Source organism: Mycobacterium sp. E3198, from assembly GCF_001667015.1.
Classification (GTDB): domain Bacteria; phylum Actinomycetota; class Actinomycetes; order Mycobacteriales; family Mycobacteriaceae; genus Mycobacterium.
Genome location: NZ_LZIS01000073.1, coordinates 14,493 through 28,237 on the forward strand (window position 1 = coordinate 14,493; position 13,745 = coordinate 28,237).

The following is a 13,745-nucleotide window of genomic DNA, read 5'->3' on the forward strand; positions in this document are numbered from 1 at the left end:
AGGAGTATGAGCGGCCCAACCCCAGCCAAGCCTCCCGCGCCACCCCCGCCTTCCCGCGGCGGAGCCACCTCCAAGGATCCGGCCGTCGGGTTCACCCGCGCCGGCGCCCTGTGGACTGCCCTGACCGCCGGCTTCCTGACCCTGATCCTGTTGCTCATCTTCATAGCCCAGAACACGAGTTCGGCGTCGTTTGCGTTCTTCGGCTGGCGCTGGAGCCTTCCGCTGGGTGTCGCGATCCTGCTGGCGGCGGTGGTGGGTGGGCTGATCACCGTCGCGGCCGGCACCGCACGGATCCTGCAGCTGCGCCGCGCGGCCAGGAAGCATCACGGGGCGGCGTCGCGGCCCGCCTAGCCTGCGAGCATCATTCGCCCGGGCCTCGGTAACCCAGTCGCGACCTTGCGACGCAGTAGATCGCGACGAGATCCAAACCGATCGTCGAGAGGCCGAACCACGGGTACTTCGCGATGAAGATCGCCCCGAATACCAGCGACACCAACGCAGCGGCCAAGGCGGCCAACCGGGCCGCCGCTACCCGAAACAGCAGCAGGGCACCTGCCCCCGCGACGAGGATGCCCAGGGCGATGAACCACCACCCCCACCAAAACCTGAGGGTGTACAGCCCCAAGACGAGGGTGAGCAGGCCAGATATCGCCAGCAAGACCCCGGCCATGAACGGCAGGCGCGACACGTCGGCTTGCCGTATTTGATGATCACCTTTGCGCGTGTCCTTGGGCATCGCTTGCAGCATGCCCGCCGAACTCGCGGCTAAACGTTGCGCGCGGACGGCTACGTCGGCAGCTTGGCGAGCTCGGCCAACCCGCGCGAGATCAGCGGCGCGACGACCTCGGGCGTGTGTTCGGACTCCGTTCCGCCGGCCAGGTCCGACATCCGGCGGCGGAAGTCGATGCCGGCGGCGATGATGGCGAGCTTGAAGTAGGCCAGCGCCATGTAGAACTCCCAGTGCGCCAGCGGCAGCCCCGCCGCCAGCGAGTAGCGGTCCGCCAGCTCGTCGGCCGTCGGCAGCAGCGGTGACGTCCAGGCCGCCTGCGCGTTGACGATCAGGTCCAGCGCCGGGTCGCGGTAGACGCACATCAGGGCCGCGTCGGACAGCGGATCCCCCAGGGTCGACAGCTCCCAGTCCACGACGGCGCGCACCGTCGTCGGATCGTCGGCGTCCAGGATGGTGTTGTCGATCCGGTAGTCGCCGTGCACGATCGACGTCCGGCTCTGCTGCGGAATGGATTGCCGCAGGCCCGAATGCAGCCGTTCGACGTCGGTGTCGCGGTGGTCGTCGGGCAGCCGCACCAGCTCCCACTGCGAACCCCACCGCCGCACCTGCCGCTCCAGGTAGCCGCTGGGTTTGCCAAAGTCGGCCAGCCCCACGGCGTTCGGGTCGACGCTGTGCAGATCGACGAGCACCCGGATCAGCGAGTCCACGCAGCCGTCGATGACGGTGTGGCTGAACGCTTCGAGTTGTGCGCGGCGGCGCACCACCTGCCCGACAACGAATTCGACGACCTGGAAGGGCGCGCCCAGCACGGAGTCGTCCTCGCACAGCGCGATCGCGCGCGCCACCGGGACGGGGGTGTCGTGCAGCGCGGCGACCACCTTGTATTCGCGGGCCATGTCGTGGGCCGACGGAGTCAGGCCGTGCAGCGGCGGGCGCCGGACCAGCCAGCTCGACGCGTCGTCGTACACCCGGAACGTCAGGTTCGAGCGGCCACCGGAGATGAACTCGCCCCGCAACTCGCCGTCGCGGCCGAGCCCCAGCGAGCGCAGGTAGGAGTCCAGCGAGGCCAGGTCCAGCCCGTCGAGTCGGTCAGTTGAAGTCACCGAAATTGTTTACCACCGCCGGCGCCGGCCAACTTCACCACCGCTGGTTTCTCGGCAGCAGGTCCCACACGTGTTCGGTGGTGTTGACCGACGCCACCGTCGCCTCGCCGGACCGCGAAAACAACAGCCGGGTCACCGACGCGTAGTCGACGGGGAAGGACAGCAACCGGGCCGTCCCGAGGATCTCGTGCAGCAGCACATTGATCACGCCGCCATGGCTGAACACCGCCACCGTGTCCTCGGGGTCGGCGGCGGTGACCAGGTCGTCGACGGCCGCGCGCACCCGTGCCCGAAACGCGTCCTCGTCGACCGCGCTGGGTAGCTGCCCCTGGGCCAGGCGCGCCCACTCCTCCGGTCGTTCCGCCTTGATCTGCTCGACGGGGATGTACACCGGCAGGTCGCGATCGTATTCGGCGAACCGGGCATCGATTTCGACGCTGAGCTCGCGGGCCGCCGCGACGGGTTCGGCGGTCTGGATGGCGCGCCGCTGCGGGCTGCTCACCACCCGCGAGATCGGAAACCTGGCGAGCGCGTCGGGCAGCCGTTTGACCTGAGCGAACCCGTCCTCCGACAGGTTCGGATCGGAGCCCTCGCCGTGTTCGCTGCGCAGCGGTAACGCGTGGCGGACCAGCAGCACTTGCATGTTTGTTCCCGTCGTCGGATGGTGGGCAGCGCCAGTTTCTCATCGCGCCTCACGAGGAGGAGAGATGACCCAGCCGGGCATGGATTGGGACGCCGCCTACCGGCAGGAGGCGCCGCCACCGTGGAGCATCGGCCGGCCGCAGCCCGAGCTGGCGGTGCTGATCGACCAAGGCAAGGTCTGCAGCGACGTCCTGGACTCCGGCTGCGGCCACGCCGAGCTGTCGCTGGCCCTCGCGGCCCGAGGCCACACCGTCGTCGGCCTGGACGCCAGCGCGACCGCGGTCGCGGCGGCGACCGCGGCGGCGGCCGAACGCGGACTGACGACGGCGACCTTCGCGCAGGCCGACGTCACCAGCTTCCGCGGCTATGACGGCCGCTTCTCGACGATCCTGGACAGCGGGCTGTTCCACGTGCTGCCGCCTGAGCGGCGCCAGGACTACCTGCGGTCGATCTTCCGGGCCGCCGCGCCCGGGGCGGCGTTGTACATCCTGGCGTTCGCCACCGGCGCGCTCGGCCATAGCGACGGGCCCGGGCCGCGCGGCTTCACCGAAACCGAGCTGCGCGACGCCGTCGGGCAGCTATGGCGGGTCGACGACATCCGCCCCGCGAAGCTGTACGGCAACGCCGGGGCACTGGCCGGCGCCGGCGGCCTGTCGCCGGATATCGAGCGCGACGACGAGGGACACTTTCTGGCGCCCGGCTTCCTGCTCAGCGCCCACAAGCCGGATTAGGCATCCGAAGCGACCCTTCCCATACCGGCGGAGAATGCTATTCTCTGCACGGAGAGCGGGGTGTGCAGCCTATGACGAGTGTCAGCGAATCCCAGTTGGACGCGGGCGTTCTGGCCCGCTGGCTCGACGCGAACGACGCACCGGGCGGCGGCGAGCGACCGGTGTTGGAACCGCTGAAGGGCGGTTCGCAGAACACCCTCTACCTGGTCGAGCGCGGCGGGCAGCGGATGGTGCTGCGGATGCCCGGCGCCCGCGCCGACGCGGCCCGCATCGACGGCTTGCTGCGCGAAATCCGGCTGGTCCGCGCGCTGTCGGGCACCGACGTCCCGCACGCGGCGCTGGTCGCCGCCGACGACACCGGCGCCGTGCTGGGCATGCCGTTCTACGTGATGCAGGCGATCGACGGGTGGAGCCCGATGGACGGCGGGTGGCAGGCGCCGTTCGACACCGACCTGAGCGCCCGCCGCGGGCTGGCGTTCCAGCTCGTCGAGGGCGCCGCCAAGCTCGGCCGGGTGGATTGGCGCGCGCAGGGGCTCGAGGGCTTCGGCCGCCCGGACGGATTCCACGAACGCCAGGTGGACCGCTGGCTGGCGTTCCTCGACGCCTACAAGGTGCGCGAGCTGCCCGGGCTGGGCGAGGCCGCCGAGTGGCTGCGCGACAACCGGCCCACGAGCTACCGGCCGGGCATCATGCACGGCGACTACCAGTTCGCCAACGTGATGTTCGCGCACGGCGAGCCGGCGCGGCTGGCCGCGATCGTGGACTGGGAGATGACGACGGTCGGCGATCCGCTGCTGGATCTCGCGTGGGCGCTGCTGGGCTACGACGGCGAGGAGCCGAGCAGCGACGGCTTCTACCTCGACATGCGGGGCATGCCGACCCGCACCGAATTGCTCGACCACTACGAGAAAATCAGCGGGCTGTCCACCGAGCACATCGACTACTACCTGGTGCTGGCCAACTGGAAACTGGGGATCGTGCTGGAGAAGACCTACGCGGCCGGGGTGCGCACCGGAAAAGTGGATCCCCAGATCCAGGACACCTTCGGGGCGATGATCCCGCGACTGATCGCCACCGCGGCGGAGCTGGCGAGGGTGCACTGAAATGGGTTATGCGGAGCAGCTTTTCGACCTCACCGACCGGGTGGTGCTGGTCACCGGCGGCAGCCGCGGCCTGGGGCGCGAGATGGCCTTCGGCGTCGCGCACTGCGGCGCCGACGTGGTGATCGCCAGCCGCAACATGGACAACTGCGTGGCCACCGCGAAGCAGATCGAGGCCGAGACGGGCCGCTCCGCCATGCCCTACCAGGTGCACGTCGGGCGCTGGGAACAGCTCGACGGCCTCGTCGACGCGACCTACGAGCGGTTCGGCAAGGTCGACACGCTGATCAACAACGCCGGCATGTCACCGCTGTACGACAAGCTGACCGATGTCACCGAGAAGCTGTTCGACGCGGTGCTCAACCTGAACCTCAAGGGGCCGTTCCGGTTATCGGCGCTGGTGGGCGAGCGGATGGTGGCCGCCGGTCGCGGATCCATCATCAACGTGAGCACCGCCGGATCGCTGCGCCCGGCCCCCGACATCGTTCCCTACGCCGCGGCCAAGGCCGGTCTCAACGCCATGACCGAAGCCTTGGCGAAGGCGTACGGACCGGCCGTCCGGGTGAACACGTTGATGGCGGGTCCGTTTCTCACCGACGTCAGCAAGGCCTGGAATCTCGACCGCGTCGAGGGCAAACCGTTCGGCCACCTGGCGCTGCAGCGCGCCGGTGATCCACGTGAAATCGTCGGCGCCGCGCTGTTTCTGGCGTCGGACGCGTCCAGTTTCACCACCGGCTCGATCCTGCGCGCCGACGGCGGGATCCCTTAGCGGATAGGAGTATTCGAATGCCTTGGGATTTTTCCACCGAACCGGAGTTCGAGAAGAAGCTGGACTGGATCCGCGAATTCGTGCGCGAGGAGGTGGAACCCCTCGAGGTGCTGTTTCCGGGCTGCGAGTTCCTGCCGCTCGACGACGAGCGGCGCCGGATCGTCGATCCACTGAAGCAACGGGTACGCGACAACGGCTTGTGGGCACCGCATTTGGGCCCCAATTTGGGCGGGCAGGGCTTCGGCGCGGTCAAGTTGACGCTGATCAACGAGATCCTGGGCCGCAGCCCGTGGGCGCCGATCGTGTTCGGAACGCAGGCGCCCGACACGGGCAACGCGGAGATCATCGCGCGCTTCGGAACCCAGGAGCAGAAGGACCGCTACCTGGCCGGGCTGCTGTCCGGGGAGATCTTCTCCTGCTTCTCGATGACGGAGCCGCAGGGCGGCGCGGACCCCCGGGTCTTCACCACGCGAGCGGTCCGCGACGGGGACGACTGGATCATCACCGGGCGAAAGTACTTCTCCTCCAACGCGTCCGTCGCATCCTTCTTCATCGTCGTCGCGATCACCGACCCCGACGTGCCCGTGCATCAGGGCGCCTCGACGTTCCTGGTCCCGGCCGGAACCCCCGGCCTGAACGTGGCAGCCAACCACCACCTCGTCGGCGCGGACCCGCACGAGCCGGGGCATTCCCTGGTCCACTACGACGGGGTGCGGGTGGGATCCGACGCGCTGCTCGGCGCACCCGGTCAGGGCTTCCTGATCTTGCAGACCCGCCTCGCCGGCGGGCGGCTGCACCACGCCATGCGCTCGATCGGGATGGCGCAGCGCGCTGTCGACATGATGTCCCGGCGCGCGAAAAGCCGCTTCACCCAGGGCAGCTCGCTGGCCGACAAGCAATTGGTGCAGGAGTTCGTCGCCGACTCCTACACCGAATTGATCCCGTTCCGGCTGACCGTCCTGCACGCCGCCTGGCTGATCGACAACGGCGACGAGCGCGCCGCCCGCGCCGAGATCGCCGCCTGCAAGATTCTGGCGTCGCAGGTACTCAAATCCATTGCACTGCGCGCGATTCAGGTCCATGGCGCCATCGGACTCACGGATCAGCTACCGCTGGTCAACGTGCTGCTCGGCGGCATCGCGCTCGGGCTGGCCGACGGGCCGACCGAGGCGCACAAGGTGAACCTGGCGCGGATGCTCCTCAAGGACTACGAGGCCGAGGACGGGGACTGGCCCAGCGAGATGCTGGACGTCCGGCGCGAGGCCGCCCGCGCTAAATACGGTGAGCTCGTTGACAAGTAGCAGGGTAGCCGCGGCGGTCGAGCGTGCCCTCGACGACCGCCAGCGCGAGGCGACCGAGGAGGTGGAACGCATCCTGGCCGCCGCGGTGCGCGTCATGGAACGGGTCGCGCCCGAGGCGCCCCGGGTCAGCGACATCGTCGCGGAGGCCGGCTCGTCGAACAAGGCTTTCTACCGGTATTTCGCCGGCAAGGACGACCTCATCCTCGCCGTGATGGAACGCGGTGTGGCCATCGTCGTGTCCTACCTGCAGCACCAGATGGCCAAGGAGTCCCGGCCGCAGGACAAAGTGGCGCGCTGGATCGAGGGCACGCTGGCGCAGGTCGCCGACCCGCACCTGATCAGCATGAGCCGCGCGGCGGCCGGGCAGCTGTCGCCCACCAGTCGGCCCGGGTCCGACCAGGAGATGATGCGGCCGCTGCGGGATCTTCTGACCGAACCCGTTGCGGCGCTGGGCAGCACCGATGTCGACCGCGACGTCGAGGCAGTGTTCTGCTGCACCGCCGCGGCCATGCGGCGATATGTCGGTTCCGCCGACCGGCCCGAACCGGACGACATCGCACACCTGGTCGGATTCTGCCTGCGCGGCCTCGGGGCCGGCTGATGCGGGCCGCCGTCTGCCGCTCCTATGGCTCGCCGGAGGAGCTGGACATCGACGACGTCCCCGATCCCGTGCCCGGCCCCGGCCAGCTCGTCGTTCGCGTGCACGCCGCGGCGGTCAACTTTCCCGATGTGCTGTTGATCGCCGGCAAGTACCAGGTCAAGATCCCGGTGCCGTTCGTCCCGGGCAGCGAGCTCGCGGGCGAAGTGGTGGCCGTCGGCGACGGCGCCGGGTTTCGGGTGGGGCAGCGGGTCTCCGCGACCACCCCGACCGGGGCGTTCGCCGAGCAGGCGCTGCTCGACGCGGGATCGGTGGCGCCGGTGCCGGACGGCGCCGACTTCGCCTCCGCCGCGGCGTTCGGCGTCACGTACCGCACCGCGTATCACGCGCTGCGCTCGATTGCCGCAGTGACGCAAGGTGACTGGGTGGTGATCCTGGGCGCCGCCGGCGGCGTGGGGCTGGCCGCCGTCGACCTGGCGGTAGCCATGGGGGCGCGGGTGCTGGCCGCGGCGTCCAGCGCGGAAAAGCTCGAGCTGTGCCGGCGGCGCGGCGCCGAAGCGATCGTCGACTACGACCGGGAAGACCTGAAGACGCGCATCCGCGAGCTCACCGGCGACGCCGCCCGGGTAGTCCTCGATCCCGTCGGCGGGCCCTACGCCGAGCCCGCGCTGCGGGGCCTCGCCCGCGGCGGCACCTTCATCACCCTCGGCTACGCCTCGGGCAGCATCCCGGCCATTCCGCTGAACCTCGTCCTGCTCAAGGGAATCACCGTCCGCGGCATGGAGATCCGCACCTTCATGGGCGACCGGCCCGCCGACGCCGCGCGCGACATGGCCGAGCTGTCCCAGATGTTCGCCGCCGGCACCATCCGGCCCTACATCGGCGCGCGGTTCCCGCTGTCCGACACCGCGGCCGCGTTGCGGCACGTTGCCGAGCGCAAGGTGCTGGGCAAGGTCGTCATCGACGTGGCGCCCTAGTTCCGCGAGCGGGGCGCCGTCCGCGAGCAAGCTACGGCGTGACGATGTTGAAGTTCTGGTCGGGCTCGTCGAGCGCACCCAGAAATGCCTGCAGCGCGGACTCGTCACCGGAAACCTCGAGGCCCGGCGAGGTGAAGTCGCCCATCGCCGCCGTCAGCAGCCGAAACTTCTTGTCCAGCTTGACCGTAACGGCGGCCGTCGCCGGGTCGGCGCCCACCTTGCGATAGACGAGCACCCCGTTGCGCAGGCTGAGCCGATAGTTGGCGGCCAGGTCGGCGAATGAGATGTCCAGCGCGATGTCGAGGTCCCAACTGCGCGGCCCGTCGACCCGCAGGGCGAAGCTGTCGAAGATCTGCTCGGGCGTCAGCTGGTTGAGCATCGAGGCCGACGCCGCCGTCACGGCGGTGCCGAAATTGCCGTCACGCAGTTCGGTTGCGCCACTCATGAAGAAGTTGCGCCACGTGGCGTTCTCGGCGCCGTACGCCAGCTGCTCCAGCGTGTCGGCGTACAGCGCGCGGGCCGCCGCGTGCTCGGCGTCGGTGAAGACGGCGTGATCGAGCAGCGTTGCCGCCCAGCGTAAGTCGCCGGCGTCGAAGGCCGTGCGGGCGAGCTCGACGACCCGGTCGATGCCACCCATCGCGTCGACGTAGCGGGGGGCGATCGCCTCGGGTGGATGGGGCCACAGCCGCCCGGGATTGCCGTCGAACCAGCCCATGTAGCGCTGGTAGACGGCCTTGACGTTGTGGCTGACCGATCCGTAGTAACCGTGCGTGTGCCAGGCCCGCTCCAGCGCCGGCGGCATCTCAAACATCTCGGCGATCTCGACGCCGGTGTAGCCCTTGTTGAGCAGCCGCAGGGTCTGGTCGTGCAGGTAGGCGTACATGTCCCGTTGCAGCGAAAGGAATTCGACGATGCGGTCGCGTCCCCAGGTCGGCCAGTGGTGAGAAGCGAACACCACGTCGGCGCGGTCGGCAAAAGTGTCGATCGCCTCGGTGAGGTAGCCGGACCAGGCGTGCGGGTCGCGCACCAGCGCGCCGCGCAGCGTCAGCAGGTTGTGCAGGTTGTGGGTGGCGTTCTCGGCCATGCACAACGCCCGGAAACGCGGGAAGTAGAAATGCATTTCGGCGGGCGCCTCGGTGCCGGGCGCCATCTGGAACTCCATCTCCACGCCGTCGATGGTGTGGGTCTCGCCGGTCTCGCGGACGTCGATGGTCGGCACGATGACGGCCACCTCGCCGGTGGACGGGGCCTGGCCGAGCCCGCAGCCCACCTGGCCCAGCGGCCCGCGCGCCAGCAGGGTGCCGTACATGTAGGTCGCCCTGCGCGTCATCGCCGGGCCGGCATAGACGTTCTCCTGGACGGCATGTTCGACGAAGCCGTCCGGGGCGAACACCGCGACCGCTCCGCTGTCCACGTCGGCCTGCGAGGTGACGCCGAGAACGCCGCCGAAGTGGTCGACGTGGCTGTGCGTGTAGATCACCGCCACGACGGGACGGTCGCCGCCGCGGTGCGTGCGATACAGGGCCAGGGCCGCCGCGGCCACCTCGGTGGATATCAGCGGATCGATGACGATGACGCCGGTGTCGCCCTCGACGAAGGTGACGTTCGAGATGTCGAAGCCGCGGACCTGATAGATGCCCGGGACCACCTCGTAGAGGCCTTGCTTGGCGGCCAGTGTCGACTGCCGCCACAGGCTGGGGTGCACGGACGCCGGCGCGGGCCCGTCGAGGAACGAGTAGGCGTCGTTGTCCCACACCACGCGGCCGTCGGCCGCCTTGATGACGCACGGCGACAGCGCCGCGATGAACCCGCGATCCGCGTCGTCGAAGTCCCTTGTGTCGTCGAGTGGCAGGGCGTGTGCACCGTGGGCCGCCTCGATGACGGCGGTGGGGAGTTTGTGTTCCACCGGCAATACATTGCCATTAACGCGCCGTCCCGGGAACGAACGCAAAGGAGACATCTGGGCGGTCAAAAGAATTTTCCCTGAACCTCTTCTATGCGGCCCGGCAAACCCGCATACTGCCTTGACGGTTCTCAATGCCGAGGACCGCAACGATCGGGCGAAGGAGAACAGGTGAAGCGTGGACTGACTGTCGTGGCGGCCGGGGCCGCAATTCTGGCCGCGGGTATTGCCGGATGTTCAAGCAACAAGGGAACTACCGTCAGCGGTGGCGGGGTCACGGCAAGCACCGGCGGCACGACGAAGGTCATCATCGACGGCAAGGACCAGAACGTCCAGGGCAGCACCGTCTGCACCAAGGCCGCCGGCAACGTGAACATTGCGGTCGGTGGCAGCAACACCGGGATCAGCGTCGTGCTCACCGATGCCAACCCGCCCGGCGTCAAGGCAGTTCAGCTCGGCAACGTCAACGGCGTGACCCTGCAGTACGCGCAGGGCGGTCAGGGCAACGCCTCGGCGACCAAGGACGGCAACACCTACAAGATCACCGGCACCGCGACGGGCGTGGACATGGCCAACCCGATGCAACCGGTGAACAAGCCGTTCGAAATCGACGCGACTTGCTCTTAACGCGGTGACTGTGCGGGCGGTTGCCACCCGTTGAGTGGCAACCGCACCGTGAACTCGGTGTGGCCCGGTGCGCTGTTGACCGTGATGGTCCCGTTGTGCGCCTTGACGACGGCCGAGACGATCGCCAGGCCCAGCCCGGTGCTGCCACCCTTTCGGGAGCGCGAGGAATCCCCGCGCGCGAACCGCTCGAAGACCTCGGACTGAAGCGCCACCGGGATGCCGGGGCCGTTGTCGATGACCTGCAGCAAGGTGTGCGACGGCTCGGTGGTCAACCTCGTCGTCACGACGGTGCCCGCGGCGGTGTGGACGCGGGCGTTGGCGAGCAGGTTCGTCAAGACCTGGTGTAGCCGCGCCGCGTCGCCGGTGACCACGACGGGTTCCTCGGGCAGGTCAAGCTCCCACTGATGATCCGGCCCGGCGACGTGCGCGTCGCTGACCGCGTCGACCGCCAACCGCGACAGATCCACCGGTTCGCGTTCCAGCGGCCGGCCGGAATCCAGGCGCGCCAGCAGCAGCAGGTCCTCGACGAGGCGCGTGATCCGCTCCGTCTCGGACGCCACCCGGCTCATCGCGTGCGCCACCGCCTCGCGGTCGTCGCCCATCCGCTGGGTGAGCTCGGTGTAGCCGCGGATCGCGGCGAGCGGCGTGCGCAGCTCGTGACTGGCGTCCGCGACGAACTGGCGAACCCGGGTCTCGCTGGCCTGCCGCGCCGACAGAGCGTCGGCGATGTGGTCGAGCATCCGGTTCAGCGCGAAGCCGAGCTGACCGACCTCGGTGGCCGGGTTCGCGTCGTACTCGGCGACCCGCACCGGCAGCTCGACCTCGCCGCGGTCCAGCGGCAGGTCCGCCACCTCGCTCGCGGTTTGCGCGACGCGGCGCAGCGGCGCCAGCGCCCGCCTGATGATGACGACGCCGGCGGTGGTCGCGGCGACCAGCGCGATCACCGTGACGATTCCGAGGATGACCAGCATCCGAATCATGGTGGCGTCGACGCCTGCCATCGACAGGCCGGTGACGATGATGTCCGCGCCGCTGCGGCTCGGGGCGCCGACCACGCGATAGCGCCCGAGCCCGTCGAGGTCGACCGTCACCGGCTTGCTGCTTTCGGCGACATGTTCCAGTTGCGTTTGGGCGGCCGGGGTCAGCGCGGCCCGCGAACCGGCGCTGGTGAGGTATCCGGCGTCGACGGCCTTGCCGTTGCTGATCACCGCCGCGACCATGCCGGCGGGCTGACCCGGGGCGTCGAGGAACCGCGGGCCGGGGCCCGGTCGCGGATAGTAGAAGTGCGACTCATGGCGCCAGCCCGGACGTTTCGGCTCGGGGTACATCAGTGCCGACCGATAGGAAGCCCCGGCGAGTTGCCCGTCGAGCTGCGTCACCAGGTGGTGCAGCAAGGCCAGTTCGGTGGCCGCGGTGATGCCGACGCAGACGACGGCCAGGACGACGATCTGTCCGACCAACAGCCGGAGCCGAAGTGACCAGACCCGCCGTGTCCTAGCGGGCTGGCTTGAGGACATAGCCCGCGCCGCGCAGCGTGTGGATCATGGGTTCACGACCGTTGTCAATCTTCTTGCGCAGGTAGGAAATGTAGAGCTCGACGATGTTGGACCGGCCGCCGAAGTCGTAGCTCCATACCCGGTCCAGGATCTGGGCCTTGCTCAGCACGCGCTTGGAGTTGCGCATCATGAAGCGCAGCAGCTCGAATTCGGTGGAGGTCAACGAGATTGGCTCGCCGGCGCGCGTGACCTCGTGACTGTCCTCATCCAGCACCAAGTCGCCGACCACCAGCTGCGCACCACTGTCGACGGTCGTGACGCCGGTGCGCCGGAGCAGCGCCCGCAACCGCAGCACCACCTCTTCGATGCTGAACGGTTTGGTCACATAGTCGTCGCCGCCCGCGGTCAGCCCGGCGATGCGGTCTTCCACCGCATCCTTGGCCGTCAGCAGCAGCACCGGCAGCTTCGGGTTCTCTTCGCGCAGCTTGTGCAGCACGTCGAGCCCGCTCATGTCGGGGAGCATGACGTCGAGAACGACCACATCGGGCCGTTGCGCCCGGGCCGAGGCGATGGCCGACGACCCGTCGCCGGCGGTCGAGATGTCCCAGCCCTCGTACCGCAGTGCCATGGACACCATTTCGGCCAACACCGCTTCGTCGTCGACGACGAGGACATTGATCGGATTGCCGTCGGCACGGCACATCACTACCCGCTCTACCGACGCCCGCGACTGTGTCACACGGTCCAGTATCCGCGGCGGACTGAGCCGACGCTATGGCGTTCCTATGCGTGTCCTGTGAAAAGATCGCGTGACCGCCGGGCGGTCACGCGATCCGGTATCGGGCCGTCGCCTAATACCAATACCGCCTGCCGCCGACCGGCCGGCCGACGGATCCCAGGATCCACAGGACCGCGCCGATGACGAGCAAGACGACGCCTATGTACCACAAAAGCGGAAGGCTGAAGACGAATCCGAGAATTACCAAGACGATGCCGAGGACGATCATGACAATTTTTCCTTTACATGAGGGGTACTAGGCTGGTGGACATTGAGCTGGGCTGCGGGACTTTGCAATCCTTGACTTTCGGATTGACGCCCGCGTAGTTCAACGGCCCGGCAATTACTGTCAACGCGATATTTCCCGCAGTGACGCAGTTCGTTGAATTACCCTTGAAGTAGTCGCGCTGGAACGCCGCGAAAACTCCGATGAGCAACCACACCAGGACAATCGCGCCGATCGCTCCGCGTCCACGCACGGTGACCTCCATTGTTGTTCGAGAAATTCCCGTGCGCCTAGCGTTACCCGTTCGACGTGTGTCTAAACCTGGCCGATGCCGCCTCCCCCGAGCCAGACATCGGCCCGCTTCTTCGACGCACGGGAAAGCCACGCGTCTTGAATCAGCTCGGCCAGTTCCGTCGTCGTAATCTCCCGCAATCGGCTGGCCCGCACCAGCACCGAGGGGTGTCCGTCGAAATGGGCCGTGGTGAAGAACGGCGACGCGGGGTCCTGGGTGAGCGCCAGCTTGTCGCTCTCCGACTCCACCCAGAGCATGATCACGTCGGCGTAGCGTTCGCCGGTGTCCGGATCGGTCGCGTCGATGCCCCACGTCAGGAGGTTGGATGGCCCGAAGGGCAACGCGATCTATCAGGTCGGCGGAAAGTCGTTCGTCTTCTTTCGCACTCCCCAACCCGACGCGACCGATCCGGACACCGGCGAACGCTACGCCGACGTGATCATGCTCTGGGTGGAGTCGGAGAGCGACAAGC

The 13,745-nt window shown here is 68.5% G+C and carries 16 protein-coding genes and 2 pseudogenes; 9 read left to right on the forward strand and 9 right to left on the reverse strand.

Translation table 11 applies throughout. The features are described 5' to 3' along the window. Positions 1-6 precede the first annotated feature (6 nt). Positions 7-351 (forward strand): lipopolysaccharide assembly LapA domain-containing protein, encoded by a 345-nt coding sequence (locus tag A5673_RS08570; protein WP_068229859.1) that lies wholly within the window; start codon positions 7-9, stop codon positions 349-351. 10 nt (positions 352-361) lie between these two features. On the opposite strand, the gene A5673_RS08575 is transcribed toward A5673_RS08570, so the two are convergent. From A5673_RS08575 to A5673_RS08585, 3 genes are read right to left on the reverse strand one after another with little or no spacing between them, the layout of a single operon-like run. Further along, complete coding sequence (locus tag A5673_RS08575; protein ID WP_156748014.1) at positions 362-736, reverse strand: hypothetical protein; 375 nt, start codon at positions 734-736, stop codon at positions 362-364. Positions 737-786: 50 nt separating this feature from the next. Continuing rightward, the gene (locus A5673_RS08580; protein WP_068229863.1) at positions 787-1,833 is read right to left on the reverse strand and encodes a phosphotransferase family protein; all 1,047 of its coding nucleotides are present in this window, start codon (positions 1,831-1,833) and stop codon (positions 787-789) included. 34 nt (positions 1,834-1,867) lie between these two features. Then, positions 1,868-2,476, reverse strand: a complete 609-nt coding sequence (locus A5673_RS08585; RefSeq protein ID WP_068229866.1) for a histidine phosphatase family protein — start codon at positions 2,474-2,476, stop codon at positions 1,868-1,870. Positions 2,477-2,540: 64 nt separating this feature from the next. On the opposite strand from A5673_RS08585, the gene A5673_RS08590 reads away from it, so the two are divergent. The 6 genes from A5673_RS08590 to A5673_RS08615 all read left to right on the forward strand — a co-directional run bounded on the left by A5673_RS08590 (position 2,541) and on the right by A5673_RS08615 (position 7,951). Next, positions 2,541-3,206: a class I SAM-dependent methyltransferase gene (locus A5673_RS08590; protein WP_068229867.1), complete on the forward strand. Its 666-nt coding sequence runs from the start codon at positions 2,541-2,543 to the stop codon at positions 3,204-3,206. Positions 3,207-3,277: 71 nt separating this feature from the next. Beyond that, positions 3,278-4,309, forward strand: coding sequence for a phosphotransferase family protein (locus A5673_RS08595; protein ID WP_068229869.1), 1,032 nt, complete (start codon positions 3,278-3,280; stop codon positions 4,307-4,309). Between the two features lies 1 nt (position 4,310). Next, positions 4,311-5,075 (forward strand): SDR family NAD(P)-dependent oxidoreductase, encoded by a 765-nt coding sequence (locus A5673_RS08600; RefSeq protein WP_068229872.1) that lies wholly within the window; start codon positions 4,311-4,313, stop codon positions 5,073-5,075. A gap of 17 nt (positions 5,076-5,092) precedes the next feature. After that, positions 5,093-6,376 carry an acyl-CoA dehydrogenase family protein gene (locus A5673_RS08605; protein ID WP_068229875.1) on the forward strand — a complete coding sequence of 428 codons (1,284 nt, stop codon included), beginning with the start codon at positions 5,093-5,095 and terminating at the stop codon, positions 6,374-6,376. Further along, entirely contained in the window at positions 6,357-6,977 is a 621-nt protein-coding gene (locus A5673_RS08610; protein ID WP_068229877.1) for a TetR/AcrR family transcriptional regulator, read from the forward strand. The genes A5673_RS08605 and A5673_RS08610 overlap by 20 nt, the downstream gene beginning before the upstream one ends. After that, positions 6,977-7,951, forward strand: a complete 975-nt coding sequence (locus A5673_RS08615) for an NADPH:quinone oxidoreductase family protein (RefSeq protein WP_068229880.1) — start codon at positions 6,977-6,979, stop codon at positions 7,949-7,951. Before A5673_RS08610 ends, A5673_RS08615 begins: the two co-directional genes overlap by 1 nt. Positions 7,952-7,982: 31 nt before the next feature. Here the strand turns inward: A5673_RS08615 and A5673_RS08620 are convergent, their stop codons facing one another. Further along, the gene (locus tag A5673_RS08620; protein ID WP_197518330.1) at positions 7,983-9,863 is read right to left on the reverse strand and encodes an alkyl/aryl-sulfatase; all 1,881 of its coding nucleotides are present in this window, start codon (positions 9,861-9,863) and stop codon (positions 7,983-7,985) included. A 162-nt stretch (positions 9,864-10,025) separates the two neighbouring features. Between A5673_RS08620 and A5673_RS08625 the strand changes: the two genes are divergently transcribed. After that, entirely contained in the window at positions 10,026-10,481 is a 456-nt protein-coding gene (locus tag A5673_RS08625) for a lipoprotein LpqH (protein ID WP_068229889.1), read from the forward strand. On the opposite strand, the gene A5673_RS08630 is transcribed toward A5673_RS08625, so the two are convergent. From A5673_RS08630 to A5673_RS08640, 5 genes and pseudogenes are all read right to left on the reverse strand, one after another. Further along, positions 10,478-11,998, reverse strand: a complete 1,521-nt coding sequence (locus tag A5673_RS08630) for a cell wall metabolism sensor histidine kinase WalK (protein ID WP_068229895.1) — start codon at positions 11,996-11,998, stop codon at positions 10,478-10,480. The two genes, A5673_RS08625 and A5673_RS08630, sit on opposite strands and share 4 nt — an antisense overlap. After that, positions 11,976-12,680: a two-component system response regulator TcrX gene (gene tcrX / locus A5673_RS08635; protein WP_068229899.1), complete on the reverse strand. Its 705-nt coding sequence runs from the start codon at positions 12,678-12,680 to the stop codon at positions 11,976-11,978. The genes A5673_RS08630 and tcrX overlap by 23 nt, the downstream gene beginning before the upstream one ends. Before the next feature lie 148 nt (positions 12,681-12,828). Then, a complete protein-coding gene (locus A5673_RS29500; RefSeq protein WP_197518331.1) occupies positions 12,829-12,984 on the reverse strand; it encodes a DUF6131 family protein in 156 nt (51 codons plus the stop codon). A gap of 13 nt (positions 12,985-12,997) precedes the next feature. Continuing rightward, entirely contained in the window at positions 12,998-13,246 is a 249-nt protein-coding gene (locus tag A5673_RS29910; protein ID WP_082958621.1) for a hypothetical protein, read from the reverse strand. Positions 13,247-13,296: 50 nt separating this feature from the next. Next, positions 13,297-13,575: pseudogene (locus tag A5673_RS08640) on the reverse strand (hypothetical protein); the annotation flags it as partial. Here A5673_RS08640 and A5673_RS29505 point away from each other — a divergent pair. After that, positions 13,556-13,745 (forward strand): annotated as a pseudogene (locus tag A5673_RS29505) (hypothetical protein); the annotation flags it as partial. The pseudogenes A5673_RS08640 and A5673_RS29505 sit on opposite strands and share 20 nt — an antisense overlap.

What these genes read in the sequence shown, in the direction of transcription:
- A5673_RS08605 (WP_068229875.1), top strand. Translation starts at nt 5,093, where the DNA reads ATGCCTTGGGATTTTTCCACCGAACCGGAGTTCGAGAAGAAGCTGGAC.
- tcrX (WP_068229899.1), bottom strand. Translation starts at nt 12,680, where the DNA reads ATGTGCCGTGCCGACGGCAATCCGATCAATGTCCTCGTCGTCGACGAC.
- A5673_RS08575 (WP_156748014.1), bottom strand. Translation starts at nt 736, where the DNA reads ATGCCCAAGGACACGCGCAAAGGTGATCATCAAATACGGCAAGCCGAC.
- A5673_RS08615 (WP_068229880.1), top strand. Translation starts at nt 6,977, where the DNA reads ATGCGGGCCGCCGTCTGCCGCTCCTATGGCTCGCCGGAGGAGCTGGAC.
- A5673_RS08630 (WP_068229895.1), bottom strand. Translation starts at nt 11,998, where the DNA reads ATGTCCTCAAGCCAGCCCGCTAGGACACGGCGGGTCTGGTCACTTCGG.
- A5673_RS08595 (WP_068229869.1), top strand. Translation starts at nt 3,278, where the DNA reads ATGACGAGTGTCAGCGAATCCCAGTTGGACGCGGGCGTTCTGGCCCGC.
- A5673_RS29910 (WP_082958621.1), bottom strand. Translation starts at nt 13,246, where the DNA reads ATGGAGGTCACCGTGCGTGGACGCGGAGCGATCGGCGCGATTGTCCTG.
- A5673_RS29500 (WP_197518331.1), bottom strand. Translation starts at nt 12,984, where the DNA reads ATGATCGTCCTCGGCATCGTCTTGGTAATTCTCGGATTCGTCTTCAGC.
- A5673_RS08585 (WP_068229866.1), bottom strand. Translation starts at nt 2,476, where the DNA reads ATGCAAGTGCTGCTGGTCCGCCACGCGTTACCGCTGCGCAGCGAACAC.
- A5673_RS08590 (WP_068229867.1), top strand. Translation starts at nt 2,541, where the DNA reads ATGACCCAGCCGGGCATGGATTGGGACGCCGCCTACCGGCAGGAGGCG.
- A5673_RS08570 (WP_068229859.1), top strand. Translation starts at nt 7, where the DNA reads ATGAGCGGCCCAACCCCAGCCAAGCCTCCCGCGCCACCCCCGCCTTCC.
- A5673_RS08600 (WP_068229872.1), top strand. Translation starts at nt 4,311, where the DNA reads ATGGGTTATGCGGAGCAGCTTTTCGACCTCACCGACCGGGTGGTGCTG.